This is a genomic window from Streptomyces sp. NPDC048473, assembly GCF_043200155.1.
Lineage (GTDB): Bacteria > Actinomycetota > Actinomycetes > Streptomycetales > Streptomycetaceae > Streptomyces.
The window spans coordinates 52275-71965 of sequence record NZ_JBICXE010000041.1 but is presented as its reverse complement, the minus strand read 5'-3'; the positions used below and the strand labels follow the sequence as shown (position 1 = coordinate 71965).

The following is a 19691-nucleotide window of genomic DNA, read 5'->3' as shown; positions in this document are numbered from 1 at the left end:
ACGGACGATCTCCTCGCCACGATCACCGTGATGAGCGGCCCGAGCACCCCAACGCCTCATCACACCAGGCCCGGTGACCTGCACGAATCACGATGAAACCTCCTCACTGCTACCGGCAGATGGCCGACGCGGTGCGCTACCTGGTCGCGAGCGGCATCACCTGGCGGGCGATGCCCGCGGGCTTCCCCGCGTGGGACCACATCTACGCCTTCTTCCGGTGCCGGCGGGGCACGGGCCAGGCCGCCGAGTTCCACGACCGGTTGCGGATGCGGGTCCGCCAGGCGGCGGGCAGGGATCCGGAGCCGACCACGGGCGTCATCGACGCACAACCGGTGAAGGCAGCCGCATCGGTGCCGGCCGCAAGCCGATGGGCTGCTGGTCGGCGCCCGGAGGTAGTTGGTTGCGTGCTCGGTGGGGGCGGTGCTCGTTGTAGTGCCGCTCGTAGGCGGCCAGGACGTGCCGGGCGTGGGCCTCGTTCATGATGAGGACATGGTCGAGGGCCTCACGCCGGATGCTGCCGATCACCCGCTCACAGTGGGCGTTCATCCGAGGAGCTCGCGGTGCACTCTTGAGGATCTCCATCTCCTCGGCCTCGAAGACGGCGTCGAAGGACTGGCCACACGCCGTCGTTCATCCGGGTGTGGACACGGGTGTGGTCCTCGGGGCGGGCCAGCCACTCCGTACGTCCGTCGGGGTCGAGCAGGGCGATGCCCGTGCCGGCCGCGGCGATCCAGTGGCCAGGACGCCCTTGGACGGGGGCGACGGCGCCGAGCGGGACGTCGAGGCGCAGCAGTTCCCGCGCCGGGCCGGAGGAGGGGGCCGAGCCGGGGGCTTCGAAGAGGCGTCCGGTGAGGATGTCCACGAAGACCAGCCGGCCGTCCACCCAGCGGGCGCCCTCTCCCAGTTCGTAGTCGCCCTGGGCCCAGATGCCGGCCGGGGAGTGGTCGTGGTGCATGGTGATTCCTTCGTGGGTCAGCGCAGGGTGGTTCCGGCGGGGCTGTCGAGGAGTGCGAGGTCGGCACGGGTGGGCAAGCCTTCCCAGTCGCCCCGCGTGGCGACGGCGAAGGCTCCGGTGGTCGCGGCGCGGTGCAGCCGGTCCTCGACGCCGAGGCCGTCGAGGAGGGCGGAGAGGTAGCCGGCGACGAACGCGTCGCCCGCGCCGATCACGTCCTTGACGGGTACGCGCCGGGCGGGGGCGGTGACGGTTCCGCCGGTGGTGGCGACGCTCGCGCCGTCGCCGCCGCGGGTGATCACCACCTCGCGTATGCCGTGCGCGAGCAGTGCCGCGACGGCGTCGTCCTCGTCAAGCGACGGGTCGTCGCTGATCAGGTGCAGTTCGTCGGCGGAGGCGACGAGGATGTCCGCCGTGCGGGACAGCGGGAGCAGTGTGTCGCGCGCCTGCTGGGCCGACCACAGCCGGGCGCGGTAGTTGACGTCCAGGCAGACCGTGACGCCGAGTTCCCGGGCGCGGGTGGCCGCGGACTGGACCGCCTGGGCGGCCGACGAGCCGAGGGCGGGGGTGATGCCGGTGAGGTGCAGGACGCGCACACCGCGGTCGAGGGCGGGGAGGATGTCCTCGGGGCGGATCGCCGATCCGGCGGAACCGGTGCGGTAGTAGCGGACCGTGGCGAGGTCGCCGATGCCGTCCTCGCGTACCAGCAGGCCGGTGGGCCGTCCGTCGGTGTCGGTACGGACATGGCTGACGTCGACCTGTTCGGCGCGCAGTGTCCGCAGAATGAGCGTGCCGAACTCGTCGTCGCCCGCACACCCGGCCCAGGCGACGCGGTGCCCGAGCCGGGACAGGCCGATGGCGACGTTGGCCTCGGCTCCGGCGACCGACAGTTCCATGGGCGCGGCGAGCTTGATCGAGCCGGTGGCCCGGAGCGCGGCCATGGCTTCGCCGACGGTGACCACCTCGGGCCCGGCAGGGGCGGTCATGCGGTCACCGCCTCGGCCAGCGCGGTGCGCCACTGAGCCGCGCGGGTGCGCAGGGCGTTCAGGTCCCCGCCGTCGGCGGCGTCGCCGATCAGGGGCGAGCCGACACCGACGGCGACGGCTCCGGCGGACAGGTAGGCGAGGGCTGTGGGGGCGTCGACGCCGCCGACGGGCACGAACGGGACGTCGGGGAACGGGGCACGCAGCGAGGACAGGTACGCGGGCCCGCCGATGGAGGCGGGGAAGAGCTTGACGGCGAGGGCTCCGCGTCGGGTGGCGGTCATGATCTCGGTGGGCGTCAGGACGCCCATCAGGACGGGCAGTGCGGTGCTGAGGTCTTCGACGACGCCCGGGGTGACGAGGAAGCCGGCGCCCGCGTCGGTCGCGCGGGCGGCGTCGTCGGAGGTCAGGACGGTGCCCGCGCCGAGGAGGGCCTGCGGGTCGAGTTCGCGGCGGGCCTGTTCGATCACCCAGAGGGCGTCGGTGGTCGTGAGGGACACCTCGGCCGCGGTGATGCCCTCCTCCGCGAGGGTGAGCACGGTGCGCAGTGCGGCGACGCGGTCGCTTCCACGCACGATGGCGAGGGTGCGGTACGGCAGTTCGGTCAGTTTCATGGGGCGCTTTCCTGAGGAGTCGTGCGGGTCATGGTGATCTCGAGTTCCCAGCGCAGTTCGCCGTCGGCGGGAACGACGGCGGCATCGTCCCTTCCCGCCTCCGTGAGATCGAAGACTGATCCGAGCATGGGTTCGACGCCGATGCTGCGGTAGGGCGCGGTGTCCGGGTAGCCGCCGAGGTTGCGCCACAGGGCGACCGAGAGGGGGACGTCGGCGTCGGTGTGGAGGGTCAGACGGAGAGCATCCGGCCCGTCGGTGACCGTCACATCCGAGCAGTCCGTGAGGACGGCGCCGACGGCGGTGCCGTCGGCGGGCCCGAAGCGGTCCAGTGCCAGTCCGAGCGGTGCGGGCCATACGCCGGTGAGGTACGGGGCGTTGCCGGGCCACGGTTCGTCGAGCAGGCGGGCGGCCTCGGGGAAGATCCGGGTGGCCGTGCCGGCCGGTGCGTGGAGCCGGGCGCCGGGGCCGAGGTCGAGCAGTGCGTGGGCGGCCCACAGCAGGCGGTATCCGGGGTCCGCGGACAGCCGGTACCGGGCCCGCACGGCACCCGCGCGGTGCACGACGCTCCGGTGCAGGACGAAGTCGCCGCATTCCACCACGTCGGCGTCGCCCACCCGCCGCCAGCGGCGTGACCAGGCGTCGCCGTGGTCGGGGACGCCCCGGATGGTGGGGATGCACTCCTCCAGACCACCGGCGTCGACGAACCCGTCACCGGGACGCACGGTGTGGCGAGCGGGGTCCGGGCGGTGCCAGAGCCACTCGCGGCCGGCGCCAGCGAGAGAGGTCCACCGGCCGCCGTGGTCGGGGTCGGTCCCGGCGGTGAGGGGGATGTGGTTCACCATTCGGCGAACGATCCGTCGCTGTGGTGCCAGACGGGGTTGCGCCAGCGGTGCCCGGTCTCGGCGGCGCGGCGGACGGCGTCCTCGTCGATGTTGATGCCCAGGCCCGGTCCGGTGGGCCGGTCGGCGTGACCGTCGGTGAAACGGAACGGCGCCGGATCGATCAGGTAGTCGAGGAGGTCGTTGCCCTGGTTGTAGTGGATGCCCAGGCTCTGCTCCTGGATGAGGAAGTTCGGTGTCGCGAAGCCGACTTGCATGCTGGCGGCGAGGGCGATCGGGCCGAGCGGGCAGTGGGGCGCCATGGCCACGTCGTGCATCTCGGCGACGGCGGCGATGCGCCGGACCTCGGAGATGCCGCCGGCGTGCGACAGGTCGGGCTGGGCGACGGCGATGCCGGTATTCAGCACGTCGCGGAAGTCCCAGCGTGAATAGAGCCGTTCACCGACCGCGAGCGGTACCGAGGTGGAGTCGACGAGCCGGCGGAGATCGCGGGCGTGTTCGGGGAGAACGGGTTCCTCGACGAACAGCGGGTGCAGCGGCTCCAGCAGCGGCAGGAGCCGCCGGGACATGGCCGTCGACATCCGGCCGTGGAAGTCGACGGCCACGTCGCGGTCGGGTCCGAGTACGTCGCGTACGGCGGCTACGCGGTCGATGACGGCCTGGGTCTGCGCGGGGGTGTCGATGGCGCGCATCTGGGCCGAGCCGTTCATCTTGACGGCGGTGAATCCGGCCTCGACCTGTTCGCGGGCGAGTTCGGCGACGTGCTCGGGGCTGTCGCCGCCGATCCACGCGTACACCCGCAGCCGGTCGCGGACATGGCCGCCGAGCAGTTGGTGCACGGGAACGCCGTACGTCTTGCCCGCGATGTCCCACAGGGCCTGGTCGATGCCGGCGACGGCGCTGGAGAGGACCGGGCCACCGCGGTAGAAGCCGCCCTTGGTGAGGACCTGCCAGTGGTGCTCGATGCGCAGCGGGTCCTCACCGATCAGGAGATCGGCCAGTTCGTTGACGGCGGCGCGGACTGTTTCCGCGCGGCCCTCGACGACGGGTTCGCCCCAGCCGATGATGCCCTCGTCGGTGGCTATGCGCAGGAAGAGCCAGCGCGGTGCGACGAGAAACGTCTCCAGGGATGTGATCTTCATCCGGTGCCCCCTCGGTGCGGATCTTTTACGTCGTGTGTCAGGCCGTCGAGATCGGCGGTTGCCTGGTCGAGCAGGTGCTGCACGGCACGCTCGGCCGCCTCCGGGTCGCGGTCGCGTACGGCGTCCAACACGCTCCGGTGTGCGGGTACGGGGTCGCCCCACCCCTCCCCGCTGTGCACGAGGTGGTCGCGGACCCGCAGTCCGGCTTCGATCACCACTTCCATGCGTGTCAGCAGCTCGTTGTGCGCCGCGCTCAGCAGCGCCCGGTGGAACGCCAGGTCGGCCTCCACGGAGGCCTGGGTGTCGCCGCCGGCTTCCGCCATGAGCTTCAGCGCCTCGGTCAGGGTCGCGAGATCGGCGTCGTCCCGGCGGCGGGCGGCGAGTCGCGCGGCGGCGGGCTCCACGATGGAGCGGACCTCGCCGAGGTTCGTCAGGAAGTTCTCGTCCACCGCGCCCGCTCCCTGCCATCGCAGCAGGTCGCTGTCGAGCAGATTCCAGTCGGAGCGGGGCCGGACGAACGTTCCGCGCTTCTGCCGGGACTCGATCAGGCCCTTCGAGGCGAGCACGCGCAGCGCTTCGCGGAGCACGGTCTTGCTGACGCCGAGTTCCTGCTCCATCCGGTCCGGGTAGAGCGACGACCCCGGCTCGTGCGTACCGCTGACGATGCGCTCACCGATGATGTCGACAATCTGATGGTGCAGGTTACGTGTCGGAGGATTCACGAACGGCCTCCCCTTCTGATTCCCTGCCCGAACGACGGCCGGGCGGTCTTCGTGCGCGTTATGAGGAAGCCTTGACGACGGACCAGCCGCCGTCCACCACGAGGGTGGCACCGGTGACGTACGAGGCCTCGGGGGAGGCGAGGAACGCGACTGCGGACGCGACCTCGTCGGGTGTGCCGAATCGCTTGGCCACCGTCTCGGCCACGCTGGCCGACCGTCCCTCGTCGTCCACGCGGTCCCAGGCGGCCGTCATGATCGGCCCGGGCAGGATGGTGTTGACCCGGACCTGTGGTCCGTACTCGACCGCAAGCTGACGGCCCATCGAGCAGAGCGCTCCCTTGGCGGCCGCGTAAGCGGTGTGGCCCGGCAGGCCGACCAGCGCGTGCACCGAGGAGGTGAGGACCACGGAGCCGCCGCTGTCGCGCAGCGCCCCGGCGAAGGCTCGTACACCCAGCCAGGATGCCTTCAGCGTGACGTCCAGCTGAGTGTCCCATTCCGCCTCGGTCAGTTCGTCTGCCGGTTTGACGACCACCGCGTAGGCGTTGCTGAGGAGAACGTCCAGCTGCCCGTACCGGGAATCGACGTGCTGGGCCAGGTCGGCCCACATGGACGCGGACGCCACGTTCCCGTGCCAGTACTCGGCCCGGCCGCCCGACTGCGTAATGGCCGCGACCGTCTCCCGGCCCGCTTCGTCGGCGATGTCGACGACGATCACTGACGCGCCTTCCGCGGCGAGACGCCTTGCCGCCGCCGCTCCAATACCTGCGGCTGCGCCGGTGATCACCGCCACGCGGCCATGGAACCTGCGGCTTGTCTGCTCTGTCATGGCCCACACCGTACCCGTGGACATTAATTATGCAAAAATCTTGACAGAAGGCTTTCTCGATCGCAGGATCATCGCCCAGGGACCACAGAGGGTCGCCACGGAGCAGGGCAGCACAGTGCAGCCACCCGTCGAGCCTCCAGGTCCTCGGAAACGGTCGGAGCGACGCCGTGTCCGAACTGCCTGAGGTACCGGCCGCGCCTGCGGAAAACAGCGCCGTGCTGCCGGTACCGCTCGCCTTCATCTGCTCCCACGAACCATCCGCTCATCCCTCTGGAGCCGCAATGCTCAGCACCCCACACCGCCGTACCGTCGCCGCCTCGATCGGCCTGCTCCTCACCCTCGGGCTCAGCACGGCGTGTTCCTCCGGCAAGGAGGAAGTCAAGGAGGGCACCGCCGCCAAGGTCGACGGCAAGATCTCGATCACGTACCTGCAGAAGCAGGGCGACCAGGAGTACTTCGTCGGCGAGGCAGCCGGCGCGAAGGAGAAGGCCGACGAGCTCGGGATCGACCTGAAGGTGGTCAACCTGGGCAACGACGCCAACAAGACGGTCAGCGAGGTCCAGTCCGCCATCGCGCAGAAGACGAACGGCGTCATCATCGTCGTCCCGGACCCGGCCGTGGGGCCGCAGGTCGCGCAGACGACGATGGACGGCAAGGTCGCCCTGCTGACTTCCGACGACCAGATCTGCACCACCGGACCCGACCCCACCAAGTGCGATGCCAAGGACCTGGTGCCGCGGATCGGCTTCAGCGGTGAGCAGATGGGCACCGAGGTCGGCAAGCGGGCGGCGGCGGAGTTCGAGAAGTCCGGCTTCTCCGCGGCCGACACGCGTGTCATCTCGGCCTGGAAGCAGGACGTCACGGTCTGCGGCGACCGGGTCAACGCGGCGAAGAAGACCTTCGACGCGGCCGTGCCGGGTGTGAAGACGATCGACGTGCCCACCGACAACACGCCCACCGGTGCACAGGACAAGATCGCCGCGACCGTCACCGCCAACCCCGGCGTCAAGAACTGGGTGGTCTGGGGCTGCAACGACGAGAACGTCATGGGCGGTGTGACCGCGCTCCAGAACGCCGGCATCAAGCCCGCCAACGTCGTCGGCGTCGGCCTCGGCGCCTACCTCGCCTGCAAGGAGTGGCAGACGAACAAGCCGTCGGGCATGAAGGCGGCCCTGTTCATCAACGGCAAGGACGTCGGCGCCCTGGCCGTCCAGACCATGTACGACAAGCTCAAGAACGGCAAGGACTTCCCCGCCGAAGCCTTCGCCCCCACCACCATGGTCGACCGCGCCAACTGGAAGTCCAGCGGCGTCACCTGCAACTGACCCCTCTCCCGCCGACGGCCGACAGGCGGTCGGCGGGAACCACAGCAGTTCCGGCCCGCACCCGCCCGTGGGGGCCGGCACCGCTCTTCTCCGCCCTGTACGACGCGCCTCGAGGTGACTCCATCATGAGCACAGACCCCAGTCCGGCCGCCGATCCCGGCCCTCCGCCGCCCCAAGTTGCCGATGCGGCCGCCAACTCCGTCGGGGTCTCGGGCATCACCAAGCGTTTCGGTGCGGTGCAGGCGCTCGGCGGCGTCACCCTGGACTTCCCGGCCGGACAGGTCACCGCGCTGATGGGCGAGAACGGTGCGGGCAAGTCCACCCTGCTGAAGATCCTCGCCGGGGACCACCAGCCGACCGACGGGCACGTCCTGATCGGGGGCGAAGAGGTCACGCTCTCCTCTCCGGCCGAAGCGCGGGCGGCGGGCATCCGGATCATCCCGCAGGAACCGGAGATCATCCCGCACATCTCCGTCGCCGAGAACGTCTACGCCGGTGCCCTGCCCCGCAAGGCCGGCCGGATGCTGGACCGTGCCGAACTGCGCCGCAGGATCGGGGCCGACCTGGAGCGGCTCGGCTTCGCAGGTGTCCTCGATCCCGACCTGATCGGCTCCCGCCTCACCCCCGCCCAGCGCCAGTTGGTCGAGATCATGCGGGCCCTGACCGGTTCGGTGACGCCGAAGGCGATCGCGTTCGACGAACCGACCTCCTCGCTGTCCGAGCACGAGGTCGACGCGCTGTTCGCCCTGATCCGCCGACTGCGGGACCAGGGCATCGCCGTCATCTACGTCTCCCACCGCATGCAGGAGATCTTCCAGCTCGCCGACCGCATCGCCGTCCTGCGCGACGGCGCCCTCGCCGGAGTCCAGCAGGCGAGCACGACGAACGAGGGCGAACTCGTGCGCCTGATGGTCGGACGCGATCTGGCCGGCATGTTCGTACGCGGCCGTGTGGCCACCGACCGCCTCGTCCTCGACGTGAAGGACCTCACCACCGACGACGTGCGGGACATCTCGTTGCAGGTGCACGCCGGTGAAGTGGTGGGCCTGGCGGGCCTGATCGGCGCCGGCCGCTCCGAACTCGCCCTCGCTCTCGCCGGTGACCTGCCCTTCCGCAGCGGATCCGTCACCCTCGACGGCATCCCGCTGCCCTCGGGCAAGCCCGGCGCCGTCATCCGGGCCGGTCTCGGACTCGCCCCCGAGGAACGCAAGGCCCAGGCCCTGTTCCTCCAGCAGACCATCCGCGAGAACACCTCACTCGTCGTACTCGACCGCCTGCGCCGCTTCCGATTCGTCAAGCGGGGCGCCGAACGTGCCCTCGCCCAGGAGTTCACCGACCGGCTGCGCGTGCGCACCCCCTCCGTCGACCACGAGGTCCGCAAACTCTCCGGCGGCAACCAGCAGAAGGTCGTCCTCGCCCGCTGGCTGGCCCGCAAGCCCAAGGTGCTCATCCTGGACGAGCCGACCCGCGGCATCGACGTGGGCGCGAAGGCCGAGATCTACCAGATCATCGCCGACCTCGCCGCCGAAGGCGTGGCCGTGCTGGTCATCTCCTCCGAGCTCCCCGAACTCCTCGGCCTCGCCGACCGCGTCGTCGTGATGCAGGGCGGCCGGATCACCGGCGAACTCGCCCACCACGAAGCCACCGAAGAATCCATCCTCGCCCTTGCCATGGCCGACGACATCGCCGGCGCCAGTTCCTCCGGAGCCTCCTCATGACCCTCACCAGCACCCCCGACCCGGCCGTGAAGGAATCCTCGAACGGCGCCGGATCCTCCCGGCCCAAGCTGCTCTCCCGCATCAGCGGGCAGAACATCAGCCTCGTCGGCGCTCTCGTCCTCGTCCTCGTCCTGTTCGGCATCCTCAACGACAACTACCTCAGCCTGTCGAACATGCAGGTCATCGCCGAGGCGGCGACCATCACCGGTCTGCTCGCGATCGTGCAGACCGTCGTCATCATCTGCGGCGGCCTCGACATCTCCGTCGGCTCGCAGGTCGGCGTCGCCTCCGTCATCAGTGCCATGGTCTTCACGACCACCGGCTCCAACGCCTTCCTCGGCATGGCAGCCGCCATCGGCGCCGGCGTCCTCATCGGCGTCCTCAACGGCCTCGTGATCGTCTACGGCCGGGTCAACCCCACCATCGCCACCCTCGCCGGCCTCGCCGCGTACAAGGGACTCGCCCAACTCCTGTCCGACGGCCGGGCCCAGGGCTACGTCCTCAACAACGACTTCTTCATCTTCCTCGGGCGCGGCAAGATTGCCGGTCTGCCGGTCATGGTCTGGATCCTGATCGTCGTCGCCGTCACCGTCCACCTGCTGCTCAAGTACACGGACATCGGCCGCAATCTGTACGCCATCGGCGGCAACGACACCGCCGCCCGCCTCGCCGGCATCAACATCAACAAATACCTGATCAGCGTCTACGCCCTCATCGGCATCGTCGCCGCCATCGCCGGCATCCTGCTGACCGCCCGCACCGGCTCCGGCCAGCCCGTCTCCGGCAGCGAGGGCCTCGAACTCAAGGCCATCACCGCCGCCGCCCTGGGCGGCGCAGCCCTCAAGGGTGGCAAGGGAGGCATCGGCGGCACCCTGCTCGCCGTGGCCCTGCTCGGCTGCCTCGAGAACGGTCTCACCGTCCAGGGCATCAACACCTTCTGGCAGAACGTCGCCCAGGGCGCCCTCCTCGTCGTCGCCGTCGTAATCCAGCAGCGCCGCAGCGGCGAACGCCCAGTCGGACTCCCCCACTGACACCCGATCACGGCATTCCCCCCGGACGGGCAAGGCCCCGTCCCTCGCCCCGGACGGGCAAGGCCCGTCCACACTCGCGCCAGCCACGTCCTGTGGCGTGACACCCACACGCCTCCGCACGGACCGCACCCGGCCCGTGCGGAGGGGCGGGGCAGGTGCCGACGGGCACAGCCCCACGGAACGGTCCCCAACGGCCGCTTCCGTGAACGCGCTGTCCGGCCGGAACGGCTGCGTGCCCCGGCCCCTTCCGTGATCACGACTCTCACCTTCATAGGAGATCTTCGTGCAGACCAGTCCCATGTCGCCCGACAGCGACGTGCCACCAACACCAGCCTCCGCCAGATCATTTCCGCCCAGGAAGGGCGTTCGCGGCAAGGTGTGGATGGCGCTCCTGGCAGCGGCCGTGGGCGCCTTGCTCGCCGTGCCGCTGCCCGCACAGGCCCAGCCCACCGAGACAGTCGTCGATGTCACGACGTTCGGTGCCGACCCGACTGGCGACAGCGACAGCGCCGCAGCCGTGGCGAAGGCCCTGCGCCAGGCGAAGACCGTGAAGGGGCCGGTGCGGGTGCTGTTCCCGCGCGGGACCTACCAGATCTACCCGGAGCAGGCGGAGAAGCGGGAGCTGTACCTCTCCAACACCGTCGGCGCCGACCAGAGGTACCGGGACAAGCGGATCGGCATCCTCGTCGAGGACATGCGTGACGTCACGATCGACGGCGGCGGCTCGCATCTGCAGTTCCACGGGCTGATGACCACGTTCGCGGCCATCCGCTCCAAGAACGTCTCCGTCCGCGATTTCAGCTTCGACGTCACCGCCCCCAAGGTCATCGATGCCGCCGTCAGTGAGACGGGCTGTGTCGAACGGCCGTGGGTACCGGGTGCTGGACATCCCGCCCGGCAACGGCTTCACCGTGGCGAACAACCGGGTGACGTGGCTCGGGGAGAAGAGCCCGGAGACCGGTCAGCCGTACTGGTCCGGCGTCAACGGCCTGCGCTACACACAGGTTCACGACCCGGTGGCGAACCGCACCTGGCGCGGCGGCAATCCGCTGTTCACCAATGTCGCCTCGATGACGAGTCTTGCTGGCAACAAGCTGCGCATCGACTACTCGACCGCGACGGCGCCGGCCGACCGAGGCCTCGTCTACCAGATGCGTGAGGACACCCGGGACACCGCTTCCGCCGTCATCTTCGAGGCGAAGGATGTCGTTGTTCAGGGCCTGAAGGCCCGCTACCTGCACGGGTTCGGCTTCCTCGGGCAGATGAGCAAGAACATCACCATCGAGGGCAACGAGTTCCGCACCGACCCCGCCACCGGGCGCAGCACGGCCGGTTTCGCCGACTTCGTCCAGATGTCCGGCGTCAAGGGCACGGTGAACGTCAGGAACAACATCTTCGACGGCGCCCACGACGACGCGATCAACATCCACGGCACGTACGTCGAGGTCACCGGCCGCCCCACGGACAAGACGCTCACCCTCGCCTATAAGCATGCGCAGACGGCCGGGTTCCCCCAGTTCTACCCGGGGGACGACGTGGAGATCGTGGACAAGCGGACCATGGTGCCGGTCCCCGGTATCACCGCCGAGGTCGTCTCGGTCGACGGTCCGACGGGCCTGGACCACGACAAGTCGCTGACCACCATGACGGTCACCTTCGACCAGGCCATCCCCGCCTCGGTCACCGCCGGGAACTTCGTGGTGGAGAACACCTCGTACACGCCCAAGGTCGAGATCAGCGGCAACACCTTCGTCAACATCCCCACCCGCGGCATCCTGGTCACCACCCGCAAGCCCGTCGTCATCAAGAACAACGTGTTCGACGCCAATCAGATGTCCAGCATCTTCATCTCCTCCGACGCGTACCAGTGGTACGAGTCCGGTCCCGTGCAGGACGTCCTGATCAGCAACAACACGTTCCTGCGCCCGGCCAGCCCGGTGATCTTCGTCGAGCCCACCAACCAGGTCGTCGACGCCGCCAAGCCCGTGCACCGCAACATCCGTATCCAGGACAACGACTTCAAGGTCGGCGACGTCCAGCTCCTCAACGCCAAGAGCGTCGGCGGCATCACCTTCGAGCGCAACAACGTCTCCCGCCTCGACCGCAACACCGCCTTCACCGCCCGGGCCGACAACAGCTGCCTGGAGCCGGGCGCCACGACCGACGTCCGTACGGTCACCACCGCGTCGCCGTACTCCACCGCCCTGTTCTCCTACCGCGGCTCGTCCGGCGCGGTCATCAAGGACAACAACCTCGACAACGGGCTGAACCTCCGCGCCAACCTCAGCTCCACGGACGCCGCCCAGGTCACCGCCGACGAGATCACCACGAACGGCGCCGACAAGATCCTGCCGCTGCTGCCCTCGGTCACCTACACGAGCAGCAACCCGGATGTCGCCACCGTCGACCAGAACGGCAAGGTCACGGCCAAGGCCGCCGGCCGCACCACCATCACCCCCGTGACCACCAGCCAGCACGGACCGACCAACGGCGCACCCGCCATGATCCGGGTCGACTGCCAGATGGCGCCCGTACCGACCGGCTACCGAACGGTGGCCGTCGCCGGATCCAACGACGTGATCGACGTGAGCGAAGGCAGCCTCGCCGACCACGCTCCGGTCATCCGCCGGCCGATCGGCGACGTTTCTAGCCAGCGCTTCGAGTTCAAGGCACTCGAAGAGGGCTACGTGCGCATCGTCAACGAGAACAGCGGCAAGGACCTGGCCGTGAGCGACGCGTCCCAGGCCGCCGGAGCGAAGATCATCCAGCACTCCTACGCCCCTGGCACGCACACCAACGACGAATGGCGCATGGAAGACGCCGGCAACGGCCGCGTCCACTTCGCCAACCGCTACAGCGGCCTCTACCTCACCGCCGGCGCCACCCAGGGCAGCCAGTTCGAGCAGCGGCCCTACGACGGCAGCAACAGCCAGACGTTCACCATCTCCTAGCGCTCCGGCAGGATTTCACTGCCTGAGCTGCGGATTCCGCTGGACGGCTGGAGTACAGCGGTCCGGCACATGATCGAGGGGCGGTCTCATGGAGGCCGCCGCTCGATCATGTGCGCCGCCTCTGGTGGCGCACATCAGGGCCCTTCTCCACGCGGGTCCTTGAGGTGATCAGTCATCGCCACCGACAAGGATTACGGCCTGGCGGTCCGGGTCGAACACGACCGACAACCGCACTTCCGTGGCCCCTCGCTCGGATCAAGTCGTCGACCGGTCGGCTGTTTCACGTCTCGTACTCCGTGGAGGGCACCTGGCGGTTACTGAAGCGGCACACCTGGTCCTGGCAGCGGCCCGCCCGAAGGGCGATCGAGCGCGACGACGAGGCGATCGAGGCACAGGCCCGGCGCCCACCGGACAGGGGCGGTACCTTTCCGCCATGTGTATCTCGACAGGTGAGGCCGCGTTCTCCGGCACGATCCTGTACTGCGGACGCCAGCACCACCACGCACACGGCCTCGTCCACGTCCTGGGCTACCAAAACACGGCTGTCAACCTGACGGACGGCCCGAACGCCATGCTGCTGCACCTGCCCACCAGGCAGCTCACACCCCGGCACTTCCTCTCCGCCGGGCGAGCCGGCGACATCCTGCACCGCATGGTCGCCGCCGTGGAACATGGCGCCGCCACAGCCGACGGCATTGCGTGGATGAGCCCCCGGTTTGCACGACCTTGATTCCCTCCTCGGCCAGGACGCCGTCGAAGCCGGCCGGGTAGCGCACGTCGCGGTCCCGGATCAGGTATTTGATCTTCGTTCCGGCGTCCTGGATATCCATGGCCAGGTTCCTCGCGAGTTGGGTGACCCATGCCGCGGTCGGGGGGCGGTGACGCCAAGGACCCGCACGCGGCGGGTGGCGTGTTCGATCACCGCGAGGATGGTCAGGGTCGTTCCGGTGAGGGTCTTGGTCTCGAAGAAGTCGGCGGCCAGGATGGCGTCGGCCTGGGAACGCGGGAAGTCGGCCCAAGTGGTGTGCCCCCGTTTGGGTGCGGGCGGGATGCCGTGTTCCTTGAGGGTGGTCCACACGGTGGAAGCGGCGACCTTGATGCCGAGCGCGGCGAGTTCCCCGTGCACGCGCCTGTAGCCCCATTCTGGGTTCTCTCGCACGAGGCGCAGGACCAGGGCGCGGATGGGGCGGACGGTGCGGGGCCGGCCCCGGCGCTTGGGGCGGGAGGCCTTGGCGTGGCGTCGGCGCAGGAGCTCGCGGTGTCAGCGCAGCACAGTGTCAGCGGAGACGATCAAATGGATTTGAAGAAACCGCACTTGGGGGAGGCGGTGCAGCAGTGCGGCGAGTAGCGCCCGGTCGGGCCAGGTCAGATGTGGCTTGCCTACCTGCCGCTGCAGCACGACGAGTTGGTGGCGCAGCGCCAGGATCTCCAGATCCTTCTCCCGATCGCCCATCGGTAACGTATGAAGCTGAAGGCGGTCGACAGGGCGAGGTACGGCAGTCGCAACAGCACAGTTGAGCATCCTCGCAGTCGGTCCAGGCGTGCTCCAAGAAGCCCCTCCCCGTGCGAAAGACTGACGCATCAGCTGCACACCCATACGCCGGATCAGGCCTGAGCTGAATCGGATTTTGTAGCGACTCTGAAGCCAGGCAAGATCGCCTCGGCGGATGGGAGAACACAGGTCCGATGCCTGCACCGGCCGCACACGGCTGGACGGACGATCAGGTGTGGACCGTCGCCCGGGTACGCACACTGATCGGGCGAAAGTTCCACATCTCTTACAGCTTCTCCGGCGTCACCCGGCTGCTGCACCGGATGGGCTACAGCGTGCAGATGCCCGCCCGGCCCGCCGCCGAACACGACGAAGACGCGATTACTGCATGGCGGAAGGCGACCTGGCAGGAGGTAAAAACCTCCGGACGGCGACCGGCGCGTTCATCTGCTTCGAGGATGAATCGGGCGTAACCCCGGTCGGCCGCCCAAGGGCCGTACCTGGGGCCAGCGCGGGATCACCCCGACGGTGCGTGTGCCCGGGTGCAGCCGTGGCCGCCTCTCGGTGGCCGGGCTGCTGTGCATCAGGCCGGGCCTGCCCACCCGCCTGTGCCGACACGCCGGCCGCAAGGGCGAGTGCCGCTCGCTGAGCGAGATGGACTACATCCGCCTGCTCGACGGCGCCCACCGGGACTGCGCCAGGTCCAGTACCAGCCCGACCTTATTGACGGATGCCTTGCCGGCACTGGACTCACCCTGACGACACCACGCCTACGAGCTCAGTGACCGCCGACCTCGATCATGTAGTCGCGCCGCGCTGTCGGCTGACCGGAGCTCTGGTACGCCGTGACCGTGAACGGCGCCGCTCCCGCCCTGACCGGTGTCCCCACGATTCCGCCGGTGTCCGCATTGAGCACGAGGCCCGCGGGCAAGGTCCCCGAGGTCACCGCGTAGCGCGTGGTCGCCGGCGTGTTGGTCTTCACGGTCGCCTCGTACAGGGCTCCCTTGGCTGCCGCGGGCAGCGGTCCGGCGTCGAGCTCCGGGGTCGGGGCGACGACGGCCTGGGGGGCGCCGACCGGCTTGCCGTCGGCGTCCAGCTCCTGCAGGGACCAGCGCTTGCCCGGCTCGACCGCGCTCAGGTGCCAGTTCGTCTTCAGGTCGCGGAACCGCGCCTGCTGCTCCGCGGTGAACGCGCCCAGGTTGCGTGCCGTCTCCCATTGCTGAATGGCGTCGAGCAGCCGCGTGGTGTTCTCGCCGCCCGATTCGAGGCGGGAGACCGAGCTCTGGAAACCCGTCCCGGCGTTCAGGCCTGCGCCTCGGGCCAGCTTCCACTCCATGGTGAGCAGACTGTCCGAGCCGTTGAGGCTGATCCAGCCGAGCATGCCGGGGAGGTAGTTCGCCTGGAGGTACTTGTTGTTGGCGAACACCTGCTCCATCGAGGTGCTGCCGACCTCACCCCAGCTGGCCCGGGTCAGCGCGTCCCAGGTGTTCGAGGTCATCCGGCTGGTCTCGGAGATGAATCCGTCCTTGGCATCGATGGGCCGGAACGTCTTGTTCACCAGGTGCGCCATGCCGTAGGCGCCCCAGCCGGACTCCGATGCCGACTCCAGGCCGTCCCACGACATACCGGTGATGCCGGTGGTGTTCCAGGCGGTGGTCAGCCGGTCGCTGATCTCGTCGAGGACGGCATGGCCGCCGATGGCGCCGCCGTAGCTGTTGGCCATTACCCGGGCGGTGTGGTCGCCCTCAGGGTGTGCGACCGCGACCGATCCCCATCGCGCGCGCTGCACGCCGGTCAGCTTCCACTCCTTCCCCACCTGCTCGGCCGCTCCGTAGCTGACGAACTCGTCCCCGATGCGCAGGAGGCTGTAGCTGGGTCCCGCGGTGAGCAGCGCGCCGTCGTCCAGGTACACGGTGGTGTCGTCCGCCGTCAGTGGACGGGTGAGCAAGGCGGTGCCTCCCATCGCGAGCCGGTCGTCGGCGGGCGGCTTGAGGTAGGCGTCCCGCGGGAACCAGGCCCAGTTGTAGGGCTCGTCGCCGGTGCTGATGAAGTCCGACAGAGTGTGTACGCCGAGCTGTACACCGTTCGCCCGGGCGCTGTCCACGGCCGCCGCGGCCCCGGCGTCGCTGCCGCCCAGGCTGGAGTCGAACTGGTAGTGGCCGCTGGACTTCCATGGGCCGTAGCTGCTGGTGAGTGAGTAGATGCGGTTCATGCCGGCCGCCTTGGCGAACCGGGCCGCCGCCGGAATGTTGCCGGTCTCCAGGTCGCCGAGCACCAGCCATGACTGGCTGCTCGCCTGGGAGGCCTTCTGCCACTGCCCGTTCAGCTTCGGGTAGGGCAGCTTCTCACCCTTCGCGATGTTGGAAAGGATCGTCGGCGTCGCCTCGGGCGAGGCTCCGAAGAGTGCGATCTTGGAACCGGCGATCCTGCCGTCGCGGCCGGGCAGCGGTCCGACCGGGATCGGATAGCCGCGTACCTTGCGGTGGCGTTCCTTGGTGTAGTCGAAGGTGAAGGCACGCAGTACGGAACCCCAGGGGGTCACGCCTGCCGCGCTCCACTCCTCCAGGGAACCCACACTCACGTGGTCCGGATCGTGGTTGACCTCGCTCTCCCAGCCCATGTCCTGGTCCTCCTGCGGCCAGGCGCCCTCGGTACGGTCGGTCAGCGGCCGGAGCCCGATGGCGAAATCGTCGTCGCGGACCACGCCCACCGATGTACCGACCGTCTTGGAGATCGACGTGGCCAGTGGACCCCAGAGCAGGGTCTGCACATCGACGCCCTTCGGCACGTCAACGGCGACCGCTTCGAACGTGGTGTAGCCGCCGCGACTGCTGACCAGCTTCACCTGGATCTTCCAGTGCGCGGCCTTGTTCCGGAACGTGAGCATCTGGCCACCGGGTCCGGAACGGTCAACCGTGGTCGGCCTCTGCTGCTTGCCGTCGACGACCAGGCTGACCAGGGACGCCGCATGACCGGGCGCGAGGTGGTCGACCCCGGTCCTGACGTCCTCCAGACCCACGACCGTCCCTGTTCTGTCGAGCTCCAGCTCCAGATAGCCGGCTTGGATCTCGATCGACGGAGTCGTTCCGCCAGGTCGTGCTTGCGCCGGCTGTGCGCCGACCGCGGGCAGAATGCCGGCGGTCAGCACCGCGAACGCCAGGGCACCGGCCGTCCGCCGACGCTGTTCGGGCCTCCTCCGGGGAGGCTGGGATCCGACTATGAGTTCTGAGAACCGCACGATATTACTCCTGTCACCTCTCGACGAAAACTGCTGCACCGGCCGCTCGTGCCGGTCATCCCTTCGTGGCACCCCCGGTCAGACCACGGACGAACTGCTTCTGGAAGGCGAGATAGAAGGCCAGGACGGGCAGGGTGGCCAACAGCATGAACGCGAACACCGCCCCGAAGTCCTGCTGGTAGGGGCCGATGGAGCGGAAGATCCCGACCGTCACGGTGTTCCCGGCTCCCGGGCCCAGGACGAGCAGTGGAGTCAGGAAGTCGTTCCAGACCCATACCCCGAGGAAGATCAGCACGCTGGCCGACGCGGGCCGCAGCAGCGGGAAGACGACCTGCCAGAAGATCCGGAACCGGCCGGCGCCGTCGACCGCCGCGGCCTCTTCGAGTTCGCGCGGGATCGAGCGGATGAAGCCCATGAAGACGAACACGGCGAACGGCAGGTAGTACCCGACGTCGACCAGCACGGCGCCCGGCATCGAGTGCAACAGGCCGATGGCGTCGAGGATCCGCGTGATCGGAAGCATGATCACCGCGGGCGGGATCATCAGGCCGGACAGCATGACGCCGAGGACGGCACGGCTCCACCAGCGGCCCGACCGCACGAGATGGTACGCGGACATCGCGGCCAGCACGGTGGTGATGAGGATCGACGCCGCGGTCAGGGTGACGGAGTTGACGAGGCCGTACCAGAACAGCCCGTCCGGCCGGCTCAGTACGTGTTCGAGGTTGTCGAGGGTCGGCGGAAGCGGGAGCGCCAACGGCGAGGTCACGACCTCGGAGCTGGGCTTGAATACGTTGACCAGCGCCACGTAGAGCGGCATGCAGAAGACGGCCGCCACGCCGGTGGCCAACAGCGGCCGCATCCACGGCATTCGGGAGTTCACAGATTCACCTCTCGTCGTTGCAGGAGCCTGAGCACGGTCACGCTCGCGACCGAGACGACGACGAGCATGATCCCGGCCATCGCGGACGCCACTCCCGGACGTTGCTCGGAGAAGGCGGTGCGGATCACCGCGAAGGCCACGGTGGCTGTGCCGTCGGTGCCGGGGCCACCGTTGGTGAGCACGGCGATCTGGTCGTAGACCTTGAACGAGCTGATCATCAGCATCACGGTGTTGATCGTCAGCGCGGGCGCGAGCAGCGGCCAGGTGATCGCGCGGAACTGCTGCCAGGGGCCGGCGCCGTCGAGGCTCGCCGCCTCGTCGAGCTCGGCGGGGATCCCCGCGAGCCCGGCGAGGTAGACCACGACGGCGAAGCCGAGCAGCTGCCAGACCATGATCCCGGAGACGGAGTAGATCGCGTACGACGGATCCGTGAGCCAGCCCGGCGGGTGCTCGACCCCCAGCGAGACGAGCGCGCTGTTCAGCAGGCCGTCGTCCGCCAGGATCGAGCGTCCGATCACCGACACCACCACAGCGGAGAGGATCACCGGGGTGAAGTAGACGCTGCGGAGCAGGCTGTAGAGCCGGCCCGGCCGGCGCAGCAGCAGGGCGATCGCGAGACCGAGCAGGTTCGTCAGCAGCACCACGATCACCGTGATCACCACGGTGTTCCACAGGGAGTGCCGGAACTCCTCGTTCCCGAGGAGGAATCCGTAGTTGTCCAGGCCTACGAACGAGGTGTCCGGGCGCGTGGCGCGCTCATCGGTCATCCCGGTGTAGAGGGTCCACAGGATGGGCGCCAGGACCATCGCGGTGAAGATCGTGAGGGTCGGCAGGACGAAGACGGCGCCGGTTCCCGCCGACGACCACGTCCAGGTGCGGCGCCGGTGCGGCCCACCCGCGCGCCCGGACGGGGCCGAAGTGGCCGGCGGCCGGTCGGGCCGCGACTTTCCTCCGGCGGCGTCGGTCCTCGTCCGG

The 19691-nt window shown here is 69.2% G+C and carries 20 protein-coding genes and 1 pseudogene; 8 read left to right on the top strand and 13 right to left on the bottom strand.

From position 1 onward, the window contains the following. Window positions 1-92: 92 nt before the first annotated feature. Window positions 93-227: pseudogene (locus tag ACGFU7_RS38820) on the top strand (transposase); the annotation flags it as partial. Window positions 228-315: 88 nt separating this feature from the next. On the opposite strand, the gene ACGFU7_RS38815 reads toward ACGFU7_RS38820, so the two are convergent. From ACGFU7_RS38815 to ACGFU7_RS38780, 8 genes are read right to left on the bottom strand one after another with little or no spacing between them, the layout of a single operon-like run. Further along, entirely contained in the window at window positions 316-525 is a 210-nt protein-coding gene (locus tag ACGFU7_RS38815; protein ID WP_393702518.1) for an integrase core domain-containing protein, read from the bottom strand. A gap of 4 nt (window positions 526-529) precedes the next feature. Continuing rightward, on the bottom strand, window positions 530-955 hold the full coding sequence (locus ACGFU7_RS38810; RefSeq protein ID WP_393702516.1) for an SMP-30/gluconolactonase/LRE family protein: 426 nt from the start codon (window positions 953-955) through the stop codon (window positions 530-532). A 17-nt stretch (window positions 956-972) separates the two neighbouring features. Further along, window positions 973-1938, bottom strand: coding sequence for a sugar kinase (locus ACGFU7_RS38805; RefSeq protein ID WP_393702514.1), 966 nt, complete (start codon window positions 1936-1938; stop codon window positions 973-975). Beyond that, window positions 1935-2549 carry a bifunctional 4-hydroxy-2-oxoglutarate aldolase/2-dehydro-3-deoxy-phosphogluconate aldolase gene (locus tag ACGFU7_RS38800; protein ID WP_393702512.1) on the bottom strand — a complete coding sequence of 205 codons (615 nt, stop codon included), beginning with the start codon at window positions 2547-2549 and terminating at the stop codon, window positions 1935-1937. Before ACGFU7_RS38800 ends, ACGFU7_RS38805 begins: the two co-directional genes overlap by 4 nt. Beyond that, a complete protein-coding gene (locus ACGFU7_RS38795) occupies window positions 2546-3391 on the bottom strand; it encodes a hypothetical protein (RefSeq protein WP_393702510.1) in 846 nt (281 codons plus the stop codon). Before ACGFU7_RS38795 ends, ACGFU7_RS38800 begins: the two co-directional genes overlap by 4 nt. Further along, entirely contained in the window at window positions 3385-4530 is a 1146-nt protein-coding gene (gene dgoD, locus ACGFU7_RS38790; protein WP_393702508.1) for a galactonate dehydratase, read from the bottom strand. Before dgoD ends, ACGFU7_RS38795 begins: the two co-directional genes overlap by 7 nt. Further along, a complete protein-coding gene (locus ACGFU7_RS38785) occupies window positions 4527-5252 on the bottom strand; it encodes a FadR/GntR family transcriptional regulator (RefSeq protein ID WP_393702506.1) in 726 nt (241 codons plus the stop codon). Before ACGFU7_RS38785 ends, dgoD begins: the two co-directional genes overlap by 4 nt. A gap of 58 nt (window positions 5253-5310) precedes the next feature. Continuing rightward, window positions 5311-6078, bottom strand: coding sequence for an SDR family NAD(P)-dependent oxidoreductase (locus tag ACGFU7_RS38780; protein WP_393702504.1), 768 nt, complete (start codon window positions 6076-6078; stop codon window positions 5311-5313). Between the two features lie 281 nt (window positions 6079-6359). On the opposite strand from ACGFU7_RS38780, the gene ACGFU7_RS38775 reads away from it, so the two are divergent. From ACGFU7_RS38775 to ACGFU7_RS38750, 6 genes are all read left to right on the top strand, one after another. Beyond that, complete coding sequence (locus ACGFU7_RS38775) at window positions 6360-7403, top strand: substrate-binding domain-containing protein (RefSeq protein WP_393702502.1); 1044 nt, start codon at window positions 6360-6362, stop codon at window positions 7401-7403. Window positions 7404-7528: 125 nt separating this feature from the next. Beyond that, on the top strand, window positions 7529-9121 hold the full coding sequence (locus ACGFU7_RS38770; protein WP_393702501.1) for a sugar ABC transporter ATP-binding protein: 1593 nt from the start codon (window positions 7529-7531) through the stop codon (window positions 9119-9121). Continuing rightward, complete coding sequence (locus ACGFU7_RS38765; RefSeq protein ID WP_393702499.1) at window positions 9118-10152, top strand: ABC transporter permease; 1035 nt, start codon at window positions 9118-9120, stop codon at window positions 10150-10152. Before ACGFU7_RS38770 ends, ACGFU7_RS38765 begins: the two co-directional genes overlap by 4 nt. Window positions 10153-10534: 382 nt before the next feature. Beyond that, on the top strand, window positions 10535-11311 hold the full coding sequence (locus tag ACGFU7_RS38760) for a glycosyl hydrolase family 28-related protein (RefSeq protein ID WP_393702497.1): 777 nt from the start codon (window positions 10535-10537) through the stop codon (window positions 11309-11311). After that, window positions 11223-13103, top strand: a complete 1881-nt coding sequence (locus tag ACGFU7_RS38755; RefSeq protein ID WP_393702523.1) for an RICIN domain-containing protein — start codon at window positions 11223-11225, stop codon at window positions 13101-13103. Before ACGFU7_RS38760 ends, ACGFU7_RS38755 begins: the two co-directional genes overlap by 89 nt. Window positions 13104-13213: 110 nt before the next feature. Next, complete coding sequence (locus ACGFU7_RS38750) at window positions 13214-13657, top strand: winged helix-turn-helix domain-containing protein (protein WP_393702495.1); 444 nt, start codon at window positions 13214-13216, stop codon at window positions 13655-13657. 236 nt (window positions 13658-13893) lie between these two features. On the opposite strand, the gene ACGFU7_RS38745 is transcribed toward ACGFU7_RS38750, so the two are convergent. Then, window positions 13894-14262, bottom strand: a complete 369-nt coding sequence (locus ACGFU7_RS38745; RefSeq protein WP_393702493.1) for a hypothetical protein — start codon at window positions 14260-14262, stop codon at window positions 13894-13896. Window positions 14263-14364: 102 nt separating this feature from the next. Further along, the gene (locus ACGFU7_RS38740; protein WP_393702491.1) at window positions 14365-14556 is read right to left on the bottom strand and encodes a hypothetical protein; all 192 of its coding nucleotides are present in this window, start codon (window positions 14554-14556) and stop codon (window positions 14365-14367) included. Window positions 14557-14789: 233 nt separating this feature from the next. Between ACGFU7_RS38740 and ACGFU7_RS38735 the strand changes: the two genes are divergently transcribed. After that, window positions 14790-15068 (top strand): winged helix-turn-helix domain-containing protein, encoded by a 279-nt coding sequence (locus ACGFU7_RS38735; RefSeq protein ID WP_393702490.1) that lies wholly within the window; start codon window positions 14790-14792, stop codon window positions 15066-15068. Window positions 15069-15373: 305 nt separating this feature from the next. Here the strand turns inward: ACGFU7_RS38735 and ACGFU7_RS38730 are convergent, their stop codons facing one another. The 3 genes from ACGFU7_RS38730 to ACGFU7_RS38720 are packed head-to-tail and all read right to left on the bottom strand — an operon-like array spanning window position 15374 to window position 19522. After that, entirely contained in the window at window positions 15374-17833 is a 2460-nt protein-coding gene (locus tag ACGFU7_RS38730) for an Ig domain-containing protein (protein WP_393702488.1), read from the bottom strand. Between the two features lie 55 nt (window positions 17834-17888). After that, window positions 17889-18716 (bottom strand): carbohydrate ABC transporter permease, encoded by an 828-nt coding sequence (locus ACGFU7_RS38725; protein ID WP_123465598.1) that lies wholly within the window; start codon window positions 18714-18716, stop codon window positions 17889-17891. Beyond that, a complete protein-coding gene (locus tag ACGFU7_RS38720) occupies window positions 18713-19522 on the bottom strand; it encodes a carbohydrate ABC transporter permease (protein WP_393702522.1) in 810 nt (269 codons plus the stop codon). Before ACGFU7_RS38720 ends, ACGFU7_RS38725 begins: the two co-directional genes overlap by 4 nt. Window positions 19523-19691 lie beyond the last annotated feature (169 nt).